We start from the raw sequence: 18,442 nt of genomic DNA on the forward strand, positions 1-18,442 counted from the left end.
GAGATTACCGTGGACGCAGCATTTGCTCAGGAAGCGCAGGCCAAATTCGATCCGGTGGACTACCAGACCGACCCCGCGCGCTACAAGCACTGGCGCCTGGCGTTCGACGGCCCCGTGGGCACGCTCACCATGGACGTCAACGAAGAGTGCGGCATCCGCCCGGGCTACAAGCTCAAGCTGAACTCCTACGACCTGGGCGTGGATATCGAGCTGCACGACGCCCTGCAGCGGATCCGCTTCGAGCATCCGGAGATCCGCTCCGTGGTCCTGAGCAGCGCCAAGAACCGCATCTTCTGCTCCGGCGCCAATATCTACATGCTGGGGCTTTCCTCGCACGCCTGGAAAGTGAACTTCTGCAAATTCACCAACGAAACGCGCAACGGCATCGAAGACGCCAGCGCGCACTCCGGCCTCAAGTTCCTGGCCGCTTTGAACGGCACGACCGCCGGGGGCGGCTACGAGCTGGCCCTGGCCTGCGACGAAATCGTTCTGGTGGACGATCGCTCTTCCGCCGTCAGCCTGCCCGAGGTTCCCCTGCTGGGCGTTCTCCCCGGCACCGGCGGCCTGACCCGCGTGACCGACAAGCGCAAAGTCCGCCGGGACCATGCCGATATTTTCTCGACCACCCCGGACGGCCTGCGCGGCCAGCGCGCCAAGGACTGGCGCCTCGTGGATGAGGTGGTCAAGACCCAGCAGTTCGCCGAGCACATCAAACAGCGCGCCGTGCAACTTGCGGCACAAAGCGACCGCCCGGCGAACGCCAAGGGCGTGCCGCTCGCGCCGTTGCAGCGCACCGCCGATGCCACGGGCCTGCACTATGAATACGTCGACGCCCAGATCCATCGCGAAAGCCGCACGGTCACCATCACCGTGCGCGCCCCGGAGAGCGTCACCGAAGACACCGCCGAGAAGGCCGTTGCCGCGGGCGCGCGCTGGTGGCCCCTGCAGATGGCCCGCGAGCTGGACGACGCCATCCTCAGCCTGCGCACCAACGAACTCGAGCTGGGCTTGTGGATTTTCAAGACCGCCGGAAATTCCGAAGCGGTCCTCGCCACCGACGATTTCCTGCTGAAGCATCAGGACCACTGGTTCATCCGCGAGGTCCTGGGCATGATGCGGCGCACGTTCGCCCGCCTGGATGTCACCGCGCGCTCTCTGTTTGCCGTGGTGGAGCCCGGCTCCTGCTTCGCCGGCACGCTGCTGGAACTGGCGCTGGCCGCCGACCGCGTCTACATGCTGGATGCGCAGGAAGGCGACACCGGCTCGCTCACGCTCTCGCGCATCAATTTTGGCGCCCTGCCGATGGTGAATCACCTCTCACGCCTGGCCGCGCGCTTCTACCAGGACGAGCAGCAGCTCAGCGCTCTGCGCGCCCTGGCCGGCAAGAAACTTTCCGCGCGCGAAGCCGTAGACGCCGGCCTGGTCACCGCCGCGCCCGACGATCTGGACTGGCAGGATGAGCTGCGCCTGGCCATCGAGTCCCGCGTCGCGCTCTCGCCCGACGCGCTGACCGGCCTCGAAGCCAATCTGCGCTTCGGCCTGCCGGAAACGCTGGAGACGCGCGTGTTCGGGCGCCTCTCCGCCTGGCAGAACTGGATCTTCATCCGCCCGAATGCCGTGGGCGCCAGCGGCGCCCTGAAGGTCTACGGCACGGGCGCCCCGGTGAAATTCAACTGGGAAAGAGTTTAGGAGTCTTTTGAAAAACCGGCATTCCGAGCGAAGCGAGGAACCGCGCTTCGCTGGTCAAAATTCAACAGGGAGATGGCGATGATCGATTACACCGAGAAAATTCCCAACAACGTGGACCTGGGCCGCGACCGCGTACTGCAGCGCGCCCTCGAGCACTGGCAGCCCGCCTACATGGGCTGGTGGTACGACATGGGCCCGAGCGAGAGCCACAATTACGAAGTCTATCTGCGCACCGCCATCAGCGTGGAGCCCGATGGCTGGGCCAAGTTCGGCTACGTGCGCATGCCCGATTACCGCTGGGGCATCTTCCTGCAGCCGCGCGACCCCAATCGCCTGGTCAATTTCGGCACGCACAAGGGCGATTCCGCCTGGCAGGAAGTCCCCGGGGAATACCGCTCCGCGTTGCGCCGCATCATCGTCACCCAGGGTGACACCGAGCCCGCGTCCGTCGAGCAGCAGCGCATGCTGGGCATGTGCTGCCCCTCGCTCTACGACCTGCGGAATATTTTTCAGGTCAACGTCGAGGAAGGCCGGCACCTGTGGGCCATGGTCTATCTGTTGCACCGCTACTTCGGCCGCGACGGCCGCGAGGAAGCCGAAGCCCTGCTGGACCGGCGCTCCGGCGACGCCGACAATCCGCGCATTCTGGGGGCCTTCAACGAGCCCACGCCGGACTGGCTGGCTTTCTACATGTTCACTTTTTTCACCGACCGCGACGGCAAGTTCCAGCTCAGCGCCCTCGCCGAATCCGGTTTCGATCCCCTGGCGCGCACCTGCCGCTTCATGCTCACCGAGGAAGCCCATCACATGTTCGTGGGGGAAACCGGCGTCGGGCGCATTCTCCAGCGCACCTGCGAAGTGATGCGCGAACACAAGGTGGAAACTCCCGCGGACGTGCGCGCCCTGGGCGTCATCGATTTGCAAACCATCCAGCGCTACCTCAACTTTCATTACAGCGTCACCATCGACCTCTTCGGCTCCGACGCCTCCTCCAACGCCGCTACCTACTACACCACCGGCCTCAAAGGGCGCTACGAGGAGACCAAGCTCACCGACGATCACATCCTGAGCGATGCCGCCTACCCCATCTTCGAGGTCACTGGAAACAAGATCGTGGAACGCCAAGTGCCCGCGCTCACCGCCATCAACGAGCGCCTGCGCGACGACTATATCGGGGAGATTCAGGCCGGCGTGGACCGCTGGAACAAAATCATCGAGAAGACCGGCGTGGCCTTCCGCCTCACCCTCCCGCACAAGGGATTCCACCGCGCCATCGGCAACTTTGCCGGCCACTACATCAGCCCCGACGGGGAAGTCCTGAGCCAGGAAGCGTGGACCGACCGCCAGCACAAGTGGCTGCCCAGCCAGGAGGATTTTGCCTTCGTGCAGTCGCTGATGACCGGCCGCGTCGTCGAGCCCGGCAAATTCGCCAACTGGATCGCCCCGCCGATCCGCGGCATCAATAGCCAGCCGCTGAACTTCGAGTACGTGCGCTTCAATTGACCGGGGAATTGCCGCTCGCTGGCGGAGAAGGTGGTGCGGGAGAAGGGATTTGAACCCCTATGGCCTTGCGGCCGCCAGCTCCTAAGGCTGGTGCGTCTGCCAGTTCCGCCACTCCCGCGCCGCAAAAGACACTATACCGGGATTCGACGGCGATTCTCCAGTGTCTAGCGCGGCCTCCGTGCGCAGCGCGCGGCGGCCAGGGAGAATCCCGTCAGTCCAGTTGCTTGCCGAGCGTTTCCGGCAGGGTGAGCGTGAGCAGCGCGGCCACGAAAAACGCTCCGGCCTGCAGAAAAAACGCGGGGCCCAGACCGTAGTGTTTGGCGAGCGCGCCCACGGCGAAGGGCGCGGCGGCGGAGAGGCCGCGGCCGATGTTGTAGCTGAGGCCCATGGCGGCGGCGCGAATCTCGCCGGGAAAGATTTCGCTGGCGATGGCCGCATAACCGGAAAAGAAGCCGGTGCCGAAGAAGGCTACCAACGGCCCCAGCACGAGCAGCCAGAGCGGGCTGCGCGTCATCCCGTAGAGCGGCACCAGCATCGCCGCAACCAGCAGATAGGTGAAATACGGTTTTCTCCGTCCATAGGCGTCGGCGAAGAAGCCGAACATCGCGTACCCCAGCCATTTCCCGAAAGTCAGCACCAGAAAAAAGCTGGTGGTCTTGACCAGGCTCAAGCCGCGCCCGCCCTGCGCCACCGGCAGCGAGAGATACGCCGGAATCCACGTAAACAGGCCCCAGTAGCCGAACATCCCGCAGGTGTTCATGGCCGTGGCCAGGATCCCGTTGCGCAGAACCTTGCCGCGCAGCAGAGACCACGGCGACGTTTTCTGCCGCGGCGCTTTTTCCCGCTGCAGCCACACTTCCGGCTCCGGCACGCGCCGCTGAATCCAGAAGACCAGCAGGGCCGGCAGCACCCCGACGAAAAAGACCGCGCGCCAGCCGAAATGCGGGAGCACGAAGGCCACCACCAGGGCGGCGATGGCCTCGCCGATGGCGTAGGCCGACTGCATCAGGCCGAGCGCTTTGCCGCGATGCGCCGGGCGCCAGGTCTCCGCGATTAGCGCCGCTGCGGTGGTCCATTCGCCGCCCATGCCCAGGCCGAGGAGAAAACGGAACACCGCGAGTTGCGGCACGCTCTGCGAGAAGCCGCAGGCCGCGCTGGCCAGCGAATAGATCAGGATGGAGATCATCAGCGCGCGCGTGCGCCCGATGCGGTCGGCCACCACGCCGAAGAGAAATCCGCCGAGCGCCGAAGCCACCAGGGTCAGCGAATTCAGCAATCCCGCGGTGGCCTTGTCCATGCCGAAATTGCGGATCAAGTAGGTCAGGACCAGCGAGTACAACATCACGTCCATCGCGTCCAGCATCCAGCCCAGTCCGCCGGCGAAGAGCGAGCGGCGCTCCGCGGTGGTGACGTCCGCGATCCAGGAAAGATCGAAAACGCCGCGCGGTGTCTCTGCTGCGGGTGCGGATGGTGTCGGTGCTGCGGGTCCGGCAGGCACGTTGCTCATGCGCAGGTGTGCTCCATGACGTGGCCCCGATTGTAGCGGAACCCGCACCGCTGCGGTACGGAATGAGGCGGCGAGCTTGCGGCATTTCCGGCTGAGAAGAAAGGCGAGAAGACAGCACCGTAAAGCGCATGCCAGGTTGCACAGATTTCAGTTTGTATCGTTCGCTTCCGCAGGCACAGGCTGAAGCCTGTGCTGCTCGAGCTTCTGGGGCTCTTCCTCTTTCTTCGTTTCGGCTGCACAATCTCTCATCTGCAGATGACCCACAAATTTGATGCGGTGATCCTGGGCGCGGGGGCGGCGGGGCTGCTGTGCGCGGTGGAGGCGGGCAAGCGCGGGCGGCGCGTGGCGGTGCTGGAGCATGCCGAGCGGGCGGGGAAGAAGATCCTGATCTCCGGCGGGGGGCGCTGCAATTTCACCAACCTGCACTGCCGGGCGGAAAATTTTCTCTCCGCGAACCTGCACTTCGCGAAATCGGCGCTGGCGCGGTACACGCCGGCGGACTTCATTGCGCTGGTGGAAAAGCACGGCATCCCCTGGCACGAGAAGACGCTGGGGCAGCTCTTCTGCGACCGCTCGGCGCAGGACATTCTGGACATGCTGGAGGCGGAATGCCGGGCGGCCGGTGTGCAGATATTTCTGCAGAGCCGGATCCGCGAGGTGCGGCGAGCGACTGAATTCGTAGTGCGCACCGACGCGGCGGAATTCCGCGCGCCGGCGCTGGTGGTGGCCACGGGCGGGCTCTCCATCCCGAAGATGGGAGCGAGCGGGATGGGCTACGAGCTGGCGCGGCAATTCGGGCTGAAGATCGTGCCGACGCGGCCGGCACTGGTGCCGCTGGTGCTCGGTGGCAAAGACCGCAGCCGGTACTGCAATCTGGCGGGGGTCTCGGCGGAAGTGGTCGCGGGCACGGATGGCCACGCGTTCCGGGAGAAGATGCTGATTACGCACCGCGGGCTGAGCGGGCCGGCGATCCTGCAGATTTCGTCGTATTGGGAGAAAGGCAAGCGCATCCGCATCGACCTGGCGCCGGAACGCGAGGTGACGGCGGCGATCCGCGAAGGGCAGGCGCGCAACATGGCCGCGGCGCGCTCTGCGCTCCAGGGAGTGCTGCCGAAGCGTTTTGCAGAGCGCTGGCTGGAGCTGCACAAGCCGCGGGCCTGGACGAACGAAGCGCTGGCGGAGCTCGAGCAGCAGGTGCACGAATGGACGCTTGCGCCCACGGGCACCGAGGGCTACGAAAAAGCCGAGGTCACCGCGGGCGGAGTGGACACCGAGGAGCTGTCGAGCAAGACGATGGAAAGCCGGAAAGTGCCGGGGCTGTTTTTCATCGGCGAGGTTGTGGACGTCACGGGGCAGCTCGGCGGCTTCAATTTCCAATGGGCCTGGGCCTCCGGCGCGGCCGCGGGGCGGGCTCTATGACTTTTGCGCGGAGCCGCGGATCGCAAACAACGGGGCAGGCGCGAACTTGCTCACGCAGATAGTTTTACTTCGCTGATCTGGATGGTGGGCTGGGTGTTGGTGTAATTCGGCACGTCCGCCTGAATGGCCGGGGTATGGGGACCGAACGACGCCTGGACGGCCTCCACCGACTCGAATATGAAGTGGGCCATTGCCAGATAGGCCGGCGGCAATCCGGGCCCCGGCCCGCCGAGACCCTGCTCCACCGAATAACTCTTGATGGCCGGGCCAACATTGCGAAGGACCATCGGTATGTGCCGATTGCAGTAGTAAGCCATGTCGAAGGTGCTGCCCGGAGTGTTTGGATACATCACGCTGAGTTTGATCACTGTGTGCGTCTCCTGAATGGCCGTTAAATTAGCATGATCTCAGCCTTTTTTCTCTTCCAGTTGGGCCCAGCGGGCGTAGAGGGCATCGACGGCGCGCTGGGCTTCTTCCAATTGGAGGCAGGCGGCGTGCAGGCGCGGGGCGTCGCTCATGATGGCGGAGTCTTCGAGAGCGGCGTGCTTGGCGTGGAGATCCTGCTCGGCCTCGGCGATGCGCTGTTCCATGGCGGCGAATTCGCGGGCTTCCTGATAGGAGAGTTTTTTCTTCGCGGCGGCTGGAGGTGACGTTGGCACGGCGGGAGAGGGCCGGGTTGCGGATGGTTGCGTGGAAGCGGTCTGTTTCTGCTGCGACTCCTGCCACTCCTCCCACTGCAAGTAGTCGGCAAAGCGCTCCGCGCTACCCAGGCCGTCGAGGCCGAGGACCACGGTCGAGACGCGGTCGAGCATGTAGCGGTCGTGGGTGACCAGCACCAGCGCGCCGGGATACTCGAGCAGACTCTCTTCGAGAATTTCCAGCGTGGGGATGTCGAGATCGTTGGTCGGTTCGTCCAGGAGCAGAACGTCGGCGGGCTGGAGCATAAGCTGGGCGATCAGCACGCGGGCGCGCTCGCCGCCGGAAAGTCTCCCCACGGGCGTCTCGAGGTCCCCGGCGGCGAAGAGAAAGCGCGCGGCCCAGGCGGCGACGTGAATCACGCGCTCCTGGTAGATGACCGAATCGCTGTCGGGGGCCAGGGCGCGGCGCAGGGAAACGCAGGGATCGAGCTGGCGGCTCTGGTCGAAGTAAACGATGCGCAGGGGGTCGGCGCGACGGATGGTGCCGGCGGTGGGCTCAAGCTCCCCGCGCAGCAGGCGGAGAAGGGTGGTTTTGCCGCTGCCGTTGGGGCCGACGAGGCCCACGCGCATTCCCGAGGTGACGCTGAAATCGATGTCCTGGAACAGGGTGCGCTCGCCGATGGCGTAGCTCACGCCCTCGAGGGTGATCAGCTGCTTGGTCTTGCGATGGGACGCGGAAAAATCGATGCGTGCGATGACGCTGCGCGTGCGCGCGCTCAGGCCGGCGAGTTCGCCGATCAGCTCGTGGGCTTTGTCGATGCGCGCTTTGGATTTGGTGGTGCGGGCCTTGGGGCCGCGGCGCAGCCATTCGATCTCGGTGTGCACGCGGTTCTCGATGGCCTCCTGGTGCTTGCGCTGCGCGTGGAGGTAGGCCTCCTTGGCCAGCAGGAAGTTGCTGTAATTGCCGCGGACGCGCAGCAGGCCGTCTTCATAGATGCGGTCGAGCTCCACCACGTCGTTGGCGACGTTTTCCAGGAAGTAGCGATCGTGGCTAACGACGACGCAGGCGAACGGCGCGTTCTGCAGCACGCCTTCGAGCCACTCGATGCCGGCGAGGTCCAGGTGGTTGGTGGGCTCGTCGAGCAGGAGAATATCCGGCTGCTGCACGAGGGCTTCAACAATCGCCAGGCGTTTGCGCCAGCCGCCGGAAAGCGCCGCCGCTTCGGCGTCCAGGTCGTTGAAACCGGCGCGGCCCAGCGGTTCGGCCATGCGGGAGAGCCACTCGGCGTGGGGCACGGCGGCGCGTTCGAGGGCGCCCTCGATGACGGAGCGGATCGTTGCGCCCGAAGCAAACTCAGAACTCTGCGTGACGCAGGCGAAGCGGGTGCGCTTGCGGATGGCGATCTCCCCGCTGTCCGGCTTCACGCGGCCGTGGAGAATCTCCAGGAGGGTGGATTTCCCCGAACCGTTGGGGCCGATCACGCCGATGCGGTCGCCTTCGGAAACGGAGAAGGAGAGGTTTTGGAACAGCGGAGCGCTGCCGTATCGCTTCGAAAGTCCCTGGGCATTGATAATCGGAGGCAACGGACGCGGTAATCTCCTGTGGTGTGCTTACACTCAAGAATAGCAGAACTGGCGGCGGAACATCGGAGGGCGCAGCAGGTTAGAACCAATCGCTGCGATAAGCCACCCACCAGCTCACCACGCCGATGGGGAGAGTTGCTACGATAGCCCACCAGAATGGCAAAGCGACATCCGCGACCAGGCCCAGGGCGGTGAAGGCGGTCCAGAAGATCTTCTTTTGCATGTCTTTATTGTAGCCCGGATACACCGGGGTGAGGTGACGGCGATTGCGGAGATTGCTTGCGCCGCACGGGTCTGCTAGGCTGCGCGAAAGTAACGGCGGCGCGGGAGGTGGGCGATGGTGTTCTGCACGAAGTGCGGCGGACAGATGGACGAGCGGGCGGCGTTCTGCCCGCAATGCGGCACGGCGCACACGCCGGGGTCCGGGACCCCGCCTGGGAAAGGAAATGCGGCTGCGGGGAGCCCCGCCGGGGCGCAGGGCGGGCTCTCGGAAAACGCCGCGGCGGCGCTTTCCTACGCGCTGGGCTGGCTCACCGGGATTATTTTTCTGCTGATTGACAAGCGGCCGTACGTGCGTTTTCACGCCGCGCAATCGCTGGTGGTGTTCGGCGTGCTGCACGTGTTTCGCAGCATCCTTGCGGTGCTATTCGGGGTGGGGATTTTTGCCGGGGGGCGGCACCTGCTGGCGCCGGGAGTTCTGGTGCTGCACGTGATCAGCCTGGCCACTCTTCTCCTGTGGATTCTGCTGCTGATCAAGGCGTATCAGGGCGAGAAGTTCCGGGTGCCAGTGGCGTGCGAGATCGCCGACGGCCTGGTGGGGAAATAGGAGCCTGCGCGCGGGCCAAAGCCCGCAGGGCGCGGAGCCGCTGCATCACATGCCGCTGCCGCTGTGCGTGGCGCGCTCGATGTTGTCCGCGATGCGCAGAACCTGAAGAATGAATTCGAGGCCCAGGCGCACGCACAGAATCCAGACGAACAGGCCCGCGATCCCGGCTACGAGCACCAACACAGCCTGCGCCGGCGATTGCTGGTAGGCGGTAACGACCAGAGCGACGACGGTGACGCCTCCGCCGAGGAGCGCCAGGACGTAGAGGAGCTTGACGAGGCGGCGGAGTAGAGACTGTTCGAAGGAAAAGTCGAACAGGCCCACGAAGAAGTTCTGTCCATCCGGCATGATGCCTCCTGAGAAGTGGTTTGGCGGCTGGGTGCCTGAAGATAACTAAAGGGTTTTCGGGGGAGAAGTCAAGCGCGCGGGATGCCGGGAGCAAGGCGTGCCATGCGGCGGGGATACCTGTGGCGCATGGGAGACGGGGCCGTCTTCCGGAGGGACGCCGCGGGCGCTCCGGGTTTCCACTTGACTTTCCTGTTGCCGCCGTCCAGATTAAATAGCTTTGTTCTCTCCGGTGTGACACTCCGGGGGAGGGAAAGGCCATTTCGCGCTCACTATGACTCGGGTTCGGCTCTGTTTCCACGACCGTTGCTTCGACGGCATGGCCTCCGCGGCTCTCTTCTACCGCTTCTACCGCGAGCGTTTCGATGCGCAGGCGGAGTTCCAGTTCACGGGCATGACACACCGCGCGGCGCAGCCCTGGGAAGAGGGGCTGTTCGACGGCGACGAGAACGTCATCGTGGATTTCAAGTACTCGAATTCGCCGCGGGTGACCTGGTGGTTCGATCATCACCAGAGCGCCTTCCTGACGCCGGCGGACGCGGAGCATTTCCGGAAGCGCGGCAGCGGGCACCTGTTCTACGACCCCACGTACAAGTCCTGCACCAAGCTGATCGCCACGGTGGCGCGGGAGAAGTTCGGCTATGACACGGCGCCGCTCGCGGAACTGATTCACTGGGGCGACATTATTGATGGGGCGCAGTATCCGACGCCGCAGTTTGCCGTGGAGCTGACCGAGCCGGCAACGCAACTGGCGCTGGTCATCGAGGCGGCGCCAGAAAACGGGCTGCCGGCGCGGCTGATTCCGGAGGCAGCCTACCGGCCGCTGGCGGAGGTGGTGAAACTGCCGCTGGTGGCGCAGCATCTGGGCCCGCTGCTGGAGCGGCACCGCAAATCCATCGAGGTGCTGCGCGAGCGCATTGATGCGCGCGACGGCGTGATTTTCTTTGACGTGAGCGATCTGGACCTGGAGGGCTACAACAAGTTCATTCCCTACCTGCTGCATCCGGAATGCACGTATTCGGTGAGCGTGAGCGCGTCAGCGGTGCGCTCCAAGGTGTCGCTGGGGTCGAATCCGTGGATTCCCGGCGGGGTGGACCAGAATTTGGCGTCGCTGGCGGAGAAATTCGGCGGCGGCGGACACCCCAAGGTGGCGGCGATCTCTTTCGAGCCGGGCGACCTGGCGCGGGCGCGGGAAGTGGCCGCGGAAATTACCGTCCAGCTACGGCGCAAGTAAGGGCCGAGCGCCGATTCGACAAAAGCAGCGTTCCCATGTAAAATTTTTTAAGGTTTTTGCCATCAGTGGGCCGGTAGCTCAATGGTAGAGCAGCTGACTCTTAATCAGCGGGTTGCAGGTTCGAGTCCTGCCCGGCTCACCACTGATTTTCAATAACCGCCGAAAATGCAATCAGTTGACCCTGTGTGGCTCCTCCGGGCCAGAAGCTGATTTGGGAACATCTGGGAACAAAACCCCTGCGACTCGCTCGACCGCACGCCGTTGCGAGTCAGGGATTGCATGCATGTAGGTGTTGAGCTTTCTGGGGTTTCACGGAAATTGGAGCGAATTGTTACAGCGAATTCCGTGGCGACAGCGTGGAATAAATGGCTGGCGGAGTGTATTTCTGATGCGAATTTGGGCTTATCGAACCGCCCGATGACAGCTACGCTCGGCTAAGGGTGACTAAGGTATCAGCTTGTGACACATTACGTCAGGGCCACCCGTCCAATCAGCCGGTCGTGCGTGGCTTATTGGGATTGAGCTTAGCTAGTACAGGCTAGTGCAGGCGCTGAAGCGCAGCAAGGGTCGTCGCCGCATTTTTCTTGTTGGCAGAGTCAGTCGTTCCTCCGCAATGGCGGGAACGTTAGTCGATGGTTAGTTGCGGCAAAATATAATATACCTTTTGAAATTCATTGTGAAATAGGCTAGCGGGGACGACTGCGTCGCTTGTCAAATAGCGGGGATCATCCTGGGATCGCGATCTGGATGCTCCATTGCCACGAGTCGACTGCAGCGGGCTGGTCGGAATGCGAGGTCAAACGTTGAGTAGTGCTCAACAGAAGCGGCGCGAACAAGAACTATTCCACAGCCAGGCATATTTGGCCAGTGTCGTCGAATCTGCGACAGACGCCATCATAACGATTGATTCGAGCCAGAACATCGTTTTGTTCAATGCAGCGGCGGAAAAAATGTTCCGCTGTTCCACCGAGCAGACGCTGGGCAAGCCAATCACGCAGTTCATTCCCCAGAGTTTCCGCAAGCAACATATTGAGTGGGTTCGTGGATTTGGCGAGGGTACGGTCGCATTGCGCCGGATGGGGCCCCTGGGTGAAGTCGCCGGGTTAAGGGCTGACGACAGCCGGTTTCTGGCCGAAGTTTCGATCTCGAAGTGTGCTGTGAATGGGGAATTGTTTTTTACCGCCATCCTGCGTGACATAACGGAGCGGAAGCGGGCCGCAGAAGAGCTTCGTGCCGGGGAAGAGCGGTTTCGAAAGTTGTTCAAGAGCCTGCCCATTCCTACGTATTCCTGGCAGTGGCGGGACGGTGATTTCGTGTTGGTTGATTTCAGCGACGCGGCCGGGGAAGCCACTGCGGGACGGATTTCGACTGTTTTGGGCGCCACGGCTGGGCAGGTCTTCGCCGGGCATTTGGAAATCGCCGAAGATTTGCGCCGGTGCTATGAAGAGAAACACACCATCCGCAGAGAATTCGTATACAAGTTTGCGAGGACGGGACGCATCGCGAATATTGACGCGACGTATGTATTCGTACCCCCGGATATCGTTGTCGCCCACACCTTCGACATCACGGAACGCAAAGCGACAGAGAACACCCTGATCAAGCTGTCGAACGTCGCGGAGCAGACGGCGGATTCCATCATCATCACGGACCGGGACGGAGTGATCGAGTACGTCAACCCCGCGCTTGAAAAGCTCACCGGTTACACCGCTGCAGAGGTTCTGGGGAGAAAGCCGAGCATTCTCAAGTCCGAGAAGATGAACCCGGCTTTTTTTGCCAAGTTGTGGGACACGATCGTGGCAGGAGAGCCATTCCGTGGCGTATTCCTCAATCAGAAAAAGAACGGCGAACTCTATTATGAGGATAAGACAATTTCTCCGTTGAAGAACGAGCAGGGAGAGATTACGCACTTTGTGTCGGTCGGCCGTGACAGGACCGAACAGATGAAAGCTGAAGAAGAGGAGCACCGTCTCCGGACCGCCCTGGAAAACGCCGCGAGAGAGTGGAAACTCACGTTTGATGCGGTTCATTCGGCCATTTTGATCACTGATGCCGAGGGATTGGTCCAGCGGCTCAACCAGGCAGCGCGAGAGCTGCTGGGCCTTAGTTACGATGACGCAATTGGGTGCAACCTAGTCCAGTTTTCACCTGCGGAGCTGTGGGGGGCGGTGAATGCGGTCCTGCTGGAATCCCGAGAGTGGCGCCAGCCCTCTTCCCGGCAAATCCTCGATCCGAAGAGCGGGAAGAGCTGGTATTTGCACGTGAGCCAGTTCATGGACCCTTCCCTGGACAAAGAGCATATGCTCATCACGCTGCGAGACGTCACCGCCCTGGTGGATCTGCAGGAGTCGGTTCGCAGAAGCGAAACGATGTCCGCGATGGGGACGCTTGTGGCGGGCGTTGCGCACGAGATACGCAATCCGCTTTTCAGCATTTCTGCCACGCTGGATGCGATTGAGGCGCGCTTCGGGGTCCGCGCAGAATATGCGGAATACATGAGAAACCTGAGGCATGAACTCAGTCGTCTGAGTGGGCTGATGGAGGAGCTTCTGGACTACGGGAAACCGGCAGGGCTGGACATGGCCGATACGACAATCGAAGCGATTGTGAGCAACGCTGTCCAAACCTGCTGGGTCCTGGCCCGGAAGTACGGGGTGGAGATCGTCTCGCACGTTGGCCCCGATTTGCCCCTGGTCCGGGTCGATGGCCGACGGATAGCCGAGATATTTCGGAACGTGCTCGAGAATGCCATTCAGCATTCCGCCAAAGACGCGAAGGTGACGATCGATGCCCGGACGGTTCGGGAAGAGCAACAGACGTGGATCGAATGTGTGGTCAAAGACAGCGGGCCGGGTTTTCGTCCGGAGGACCTGCCGCACCTGTTCGAACCCTTCTTCACGCGGCGGCGCGGCGGAACCGGTATGGGTCTCGCAATCGTTGAGCGCGCCATCGAGCAGCACGGGGGTAAGATCATTGCGCGCAATCGCCCGGAGGGTGGCGCGGAGATGCTGATTCGTCTGCGGGCACGGCAGTTGGCTTGATTTCCTGGGAGGTATGAGCGTTGGCCAGAAATCGTATCTTGCTGGTGGATGATGAAGCGGGGATCCGGTTCGGCGTCGGAGAATTCCTGGCGGCCCACGAGCAGGAGGTTCGCCATGCGGAGTCCTGCGCGGGGGCCGAGGAAGTGCTGCGTTCCTGGAGGGCGGATATCGTCGTTTGCGATTATGCACTGCTCGATGGAAACGCCCTGGAGTTACTGCCGCGGCTCAAGGCCATCGACCCGTATGTATCCGTGATCGTCTTGACCGGCCACGGGAGTATCGAACTGGCAGTGCGGGCGATTCAGGAGGGAGCGGAACAGTTCTTGACCAAGCCGGTGGAGTTGCCGGCCTTGCTGGTGGTGCTGGAACGCCTGTGCGAACAGCGCCGGAACCGCCAGCGCCAAATGGCAACACAGTCCAGGGAGTCCCGAGAAGCAGTGAATCCTTTTGTCGGCAGCGATCCGTTGATCAGGCGTTTGCGGGAAGTCCTCGAGCGGGTAGCCGTATCGGACAGCCCCATCCTGATTCAGGGGGAGACGGGGACGGGCAAGAGCGTACTAGCGGCATGGATCCATCAACATGGTCCGAGAGGTCAGGAAGCGTTTGTGGACGTGAACTGCGCGGGATTGACGCACGATCTCCTGGAGACGGAGCTTTTTGGGCACCAGAAGGGTGCATTTACCGGGGCGCTGAGCAACAAGGTAGGCCTGCTGGAGGTGGCGCACCGCGGCACCGTGTTTCTGGATGAGATCGGCGATGTGGACGCGGCAGTTCAGCCAAAGTTGCTCAAGGTCGTCGAGGAGAAGCGCTTTCGAAGGCTGGGCGACGTACGGGACTGCTGCGTGGACGTGCGGCTCATCGCAGCGACGCATCGGGATTTAGCTGCCCGCGTGCGCCAGGGTTTGTTCCGGGATGACCTCTATTTTCGTATCAGCACCATACCGATCCGCGTGCCTCCGCTGCGCGAAAGGAGCGGAGATATTCCCGCGCTCGCGCAGCAGATCCTGGATGGCTTTGCCGGCCGTTATGGGCGGAAGGGAATCACGCTGGACGCGGATGCGGTAGCCGCTCTGCAGTCGTATGAATGGCCTGGAAATATCCGTGAAATGCGAAATGTGCTGGAACGCGCGGTTCTCCTGACGGAAGAAAATGTGATAGCTCGGCAAGATCTCCATTTCGAGCGGCCGGAGAAGGAAACCGACGCACTTTTCGATCCCTCCCTCTCTCTCGATCAGGTGGAGAAGCTGCACATCATTCGAATGCTGAAGCGGGCGAGCGGGAGTGTGGACAAGGCAGCAGAACAATTAGGCATGCCCCGCAGCACGCTCTACCACAAGATCAAACAACACGGAATCGTCCTGTCTAAAGTCTAGACAAGCGATCCAAGATTCGGCACAGCCAAAGACCGCCTTACAACCTCGCTCCATAACCTATTGAAAACGCGGGTGTTCTTAAGAGTTACCCCATCCTTTCGACGGTGGCAGCGCAACTGCATTATTCCCCCCTGCGATGGCACATAGGGTTCTGTTTGTGGACGACCAAGACGTCATCCTTTTCGCCATGCGCGAGTATTTCACTTTGCTCGGCTACGAAGTGGAGTGCACCAACGAATTGGAGCAAGCAGTCACATTAATCGGGCAACGCACGTATTCGTTGGTCATCGCGGATCTGCGATTGACCGGTTCGCGCGGTGCGGAAGGCTTGGAGATCGTCCGGGCTCTTCGCGGCAAGTCTCCGTCGGCGCGGGTGATTATGTTGACCGCGTATGGGTCGCCGGAGGTCGAGGCTGAGGCGAAGCGGTGTGGAGTGGACGCCTTTCTTCACAAGCCGCAGCCCCTGGCGGATGTAGCGCGGTTGGCTGAACGGCTGCTGAAGGGTTTGCGCGTGTTTCCTGAGGGTTCGACACCAGCGGCGCTCTGATGGAGTGCGTGGAAAGGGATAAAGATGGCTCGGAAGAACTTTGATGAGATCCTGAAAGAGTTTCTGGACGAGAGCTCGGAAGGACTGCAGCAGCTCGATACGCTGCTGGTGCGGTTGGAGAACGAGCGCGATTCCGCGCGTGTGGCCGACATCTTCCGTGTCATTCACAGTATCAAGGGCACATCGGGCCTTCTTGGATTGAACAATCTGGAGATGCTGGCGCATGCCGGTGAAGACCTGCTCACGGACATTCGCGATGGGAATCTGATCCCCAACAAGGAAATCACGACAGCACTGCTGCAGATGGTGGACCGCATCCGGGCGGCGATAGAGATCGTCGCACAGAAGAAGTCGGATGCTGAGTTTAATGCCGGCAGCCTGATTACCCGCCTGGGGTTGCTGAAACACTCCCAGGCGGATCAGGCGGGTTTGCCTCGGGCAGAGACTGTGAACCAAGCCGGCCCGGAAGCGCAGCAAGAAAGCGCCGCGGCGCCCGCACCCAGCGGTGTGGGCACGCAGCATCTTCGGGTTGACGTTTCCTTGCTCGACAAGCTGATGAACATGGTTGGTGAGTTGGTGCTCGTTCGCAACCAGATCCTGCAGCTAGGTCACTCCAATTCGGCGATTACCGCCTCCTCGCAAAAACTGCATCAGATCACCACCGAGCTGCAGGAAGGGATGATGAAGACCCGCATGCAGCCGGTGAGCAATCTGTGGGACCGGGTTCCACGCCTGGTACGCGATGTCTCGATCATCTGCAACAAGCAGGTCCGGGTGGAATTCGAAGGAGGTGAGACGGAGCTGGACAAGACGATCCTGGAATCGATCAAGGATCCGCTGACTCACTTGGTCCGCAACGCGATTGATCATGGCATTGAAGCACCGGAGGCGCGCCGGGCGAAAGGAAAGCCGGAAGAAGGCGCGATTATCCTGCGGGCCTACCATGACGGCGGGCAGGTGTGCATCGAGGTCAGCGACGACGGGCAAGGAATCGATACGGCCCGCATCGTCGCCGATGCGATCGAAAAAGGCTCCATCAGCGCGGACCAAGCAGCGCGCCTTTCCGAACGCGAGCAGAAAGCGCTGATGTTTCTGCCCGGGATCAGCACTTCGATCGATGTCACCAAGGTTTCTGGCCGTGGCGTCGGCATGGACGTGGTTAAGACGAATACCGAGCGTATCGGCGGGACAGTGGACATCCTGGCCGCCCCGCACGGTGGAACCTGTTTCCGCCTGACGATTCCGCTGACGCTGGCGATCATTCCCGCGCTGGTGGTCGTGAGCCGCGGCGTCCGGTATGCGATTCCCCAGGTCAATATTTTGGAACTCGTGCGCCTCGATGCCGATCAGGCAGCCGTTGAAATCGAACAAGCGCGTGGATGCAGCGTATACCGCCTCCGGGGGCGTTTGATTCCTATCCTCTACCTCCACGAAGTGCTTCGGCTGAAAGACAAGGATGCCAAACAGGAGCAGCCATCCGACGGCGTGAATCTTGTGATTCTACAGGCTGGAATGCACTCGTTTGGCCTGGCCGTCGACGACATCAACGATACCGAAGAGATCGTGGTCAAACCGCTGGCCCGGCAACTCAAAGGACTCACCGTTTGTTCGGGTGCGACCATCATGGGCGATGGAGCGGTGGCCATGATTCTGGATGTAATCGGGCTCGCCCACCGCGCCGGAGTGGAAGTTCAGAACGAGGCGCAATCCCGAACGGCTTCCGAGGCGGCGCACGAGACGGAAATCGAGAGGCTGGTCATCTTCCGGGTGGGGAAGAACCGGCGGCTGGCAATGCCGCTAAACCTGGTCGCCCGGCTGGAAGAATTCCCAAAGGACAAGCTGGAAAACTCCGCTGGGCAGCTCGTCGTGCAGTATCGCGGCGGGGTCATGCCGGTGGTTCCACTGGCCAGCGTGCTGAATCTGGAAAGCGACAGCGAAGGCAGCGGTCTGGCCCAGGTGATCGTCTACGAAAAACAGGGGAAGAGCGTAGGGCTGATCGTTGACGAGATCGTGGACATCGTCGAGGAGCGCCTCACCGTGCATGAAGCCGACTTCCACAAGAACATCCGGGGACGCGCGGTCATTCAGGGACGGGTGACCGATCTACTGGAAATCCCGCACATCTCTGATCTGTGGTCCGGTGCGGCTCAGAGCATGCGAGGGGTGAACTGATGGCCATGCAGCAATTTTGCACGTTTCGGGTCGGTGGCGAATTGTTTGGGATCGAGGTCGAGCGCGTTCAGGAAGTGATCAATTACCAGGAGATGACGCCGATCCCATTTTCCTCGGCACTGCGCGGCCTGATTAATCTTCGCGGCCAGATCATCGTGGCCATCGATCTGCGCACCCGGCTGCAGATGGAGGAACGGCCGGTGGATCAGCCGCCTATGAACGTGGTGTTGCGCAGCGATGACGGAGCCGTGAGCCTCCTTGTGGATGAGATCTGCGACGTGGTGAATGTGACGGAAAAGACGTTCGAAAGCGTTCCGGTCACGATGCGTTCGGCCTTCAAAGAAATCATCAGCGGCGTTCACAAGCTGGAAACGGACTTAATGCTGGTGCTCGATGCGCAGCACGCCATCGATGTCGGCGTCAAAATGCCAGCGGTGGATTCGGTTGCGCATACGGTGAATCAGGGTGAACCGAACTGATTCAGAGAAAGAATGACCTCGGTGCAAGAAAAACGTTCGAGGCGGGTGAAGGTGTCGTGGAGCCACCAGATGTAAATGACGAATG

Annotated in this window: 15 protein-coding genes and 2 tRNA genes; 11 read left to right on the top strand and 6 right to left on the bottom strand. The window is 62.0% G+C overall.

Going from position 1 to position 18,442, the window contains the following annotated elements:
- The first annotated feature begins 9 nt into the window (after positions 1-9).
- Positions 10-1,689, top strand: coding sequence for a 2,3-epoxybenzoyl-CoA dihydrolase (boxC, locus tag LAN61_15480; GenBank protein MBZ5541918.1), 1,680 nt, complete (start codon positions 10-12; stop codon positions 1,687-1,689).
- 72 nt (positions 1,690-1,761) lie between these two features.
- Positions 1,762-3,192 (top strand): benzoyl-CoA 2,3-epoxidase subunit BoxB, encoded by a 1,431-nt coding sequence (boxB, locus tag LAN61_15485; protein ID MBZ5541919.1) that lies wholly within the window; start codon positions 1,762-1,764, stop codon positions 3,190-3,192.
- Positions 3,193-3,223: 31 nt separating this feature from the next.
- Here boxB and LAN61_15490 read toward each other — a convergent pair.
- Positions 3,224-3,310: transfer RNA gene (locus LAN61_15490), tRNA-Leu, on the bottom strand.
- 93 nt (positions 3,311-3,403) lie between these two features.
- Entirely contained in the window at positions 3,404-4,699 is a 1,296-nt protein-coding gene (locus LAN61_15495) for an MFS transporter (GenBank protein ID MBZ5541920.1), read from the bottom strand.
- A gap of 255 nt (positions 4,700-4,954) precedes the next feature.
- Here LAN61_15495 and LAN61_15500 point away from each other — a divergent pair, with 255 nt between their 5' ends.
- Positions 4,955-6,118, top strand: a complete 1,164-nt coding sequence (locus LAN61_15500) for an NAD(P)/FAD-dependent oxidoreductase (GenBank protein ID MBZ5541921.1) — start codon at positions 4,955-4,957, stop codon at positions 6,116-6,118.
- Between the two features lie 50 nt (positions 6,119-6,168).
- Here LAN61_15500 and LAN61_15505 read toward each other — a convergent pair whose 3' ends face one another.
- From LAN61_15505 to LAN61_15515, 3 genes are all read right to left on the bottom strand, one after another.
- Positions 6,169-6,486, bottom strand: a complete 318-nt coding sequence (locus LAN61_15505) for an EthD family reductase (GenBank protein MBZ5541922.1) — start codon at positions 6,484-6,486, stop codon at positions 6,169-6,171.
- 39 nt (positions 6,487-6,525) lie between these two features.
- Entirely contained in the window at positions 6,526-8,340 is a 1,815-nt protein-coding gene (locus LAN61_15510; protein MBZ5541923.1) for an ABC-F family ATP-binding cassette domain-containing protein, read from the bottom strand.
- 79 nt (positions 8,341-8,419) lie between these two features.
- The gene (locus LAN61_15515; GenBank protein ID MBZ5541924.1) at positions 8,420-8,563 is read right to left on the bottom strand and encodes a hypothetical protein; all 144 of its coding nucleotides are present in this window, start codon (positions 8,561-8,563) and stop codon (positions 8,420-8,422) included.
- Between the two features lie 144 nt (positions 8,564-8,707).
- Between LAN61_15515 and LAN61_15520 the strand changes: the two genes are divergently transcribed.
- Positions 8,708-9,166: a DUF4870 domain-containing protein gene (locus tag LAN61_15520; protein MBZ5541925.1), complete on the top strand. Its 459-nt coding sequence runs from the start codon at positions 8,708-8,710 to the stop codon at positions 9,164-9,166.
- A gap of 45 nt (positions 9,167-9,211) precedes the next feature.
- On the opposite strand, the gene LAN61_15525 is transcribed toward LAN61_15520, so the two are convergent.
- Positions 9,212-9,514, bottom strand: a complete 303-nt coding sequence (locus LAN61_15525; protein ID MBZ5541926.1) for a DUF4282 domain-containing protein — start codon at positions 9,512-9,514, stop codon at positions 9,212-9,214.
- Between the two features lie 271 nt (positions 9,515-9,785).
- Here LAN61_15525 and LAN61_15530 point away from each other — a divergent pair, with 271 nt between their 5' ends.
- The 7 genes from LAN61_15530 (at position 9,786) to LAN61_15560 (ending at position 18,357) form a co-directional block, all read left to right on the top strand.
- On the top strand, positions 9,786-10,745 hold the full coding sequence (locus LAN61_15530) for a phosphoesterase (GenBank protein MBZ5541927.1): 960 nt from the start codon (positions 9,786-9,788) through the stop codon (positions 10,743-10,745).
- Positions 10,746-10,812: 67 nt separating this feature from the next.
- Positions 10,813-10,887, top strand: a tRNA-Lys gene (locus LAN61_15535).
- 646 nt (positions 10,888-11,533) lie between these two features.
- Entirely contained in the window at positions 11,534-13,786 is a 2,253-nt protein-coding gene (locus tag LAN61_15540; protein ID MBZ5541928.1) for a PAS domain S-box protein, read from the top strand.
- 20 nt (positions 13,787-13,806) lie between these two features.
- Entirely contained in the window at positions 13,807-15,159 is a 1,353-nt protein-coding gene (locus tag LAN61_15545) for a sigma-54 dependent transcriptional regulator (GenBank protein MBZ5541929.1), read from the top strand.
- A 157-nt stretch (positions 15,160-15,316) separates the two neighbouring features.
- Complete coding sequence (locus LAN61_15550; GenBank protein MBZ5541930.1) at positions 15,317-15,706, top strand: response regulator; 390 nt, start codon at positions 15,317-15,319, stop codon at positions 15,704-15,706.
- A 24-nt stretch (positions 15,707-15,730) separates the two neighbouring features.
- A complete protein-coding gene (locus LAN61_15555) occupies positions 15,731-17,878 on the top strand; it encodes a chemotaxis protein CheA (GenBank protein MBZ5541931.1) in 2,148 nt (715 codons plus the stop codon).
- The gene (locus tag LAN61_15560) at positions 17,878-18,357 is read left to right on the top strand and encodes a chemotaxis protein CheW (protein MBZ5541932.1); all 480 of its coding nucleotides are present in this window, start codon (positions 17,878-17,880) and stop codon (positions 18,355-18,357) included. The genes LAN61_15555 and LAN61_15560 overlap by 1 nt, the downstream gene beginning before the upstream one ends.
- Positions 18,358-18,442 lie beyond the last annotated feature (85 nt).

The sequence above is a fragment of the Terriglobia bacterium genome (assembly GCA_020072785.1).
GTDB lineage: Bacteria > Acidobacteriota > Terriglobia > Acidiferrales > UBA7541 > Acidiferrum.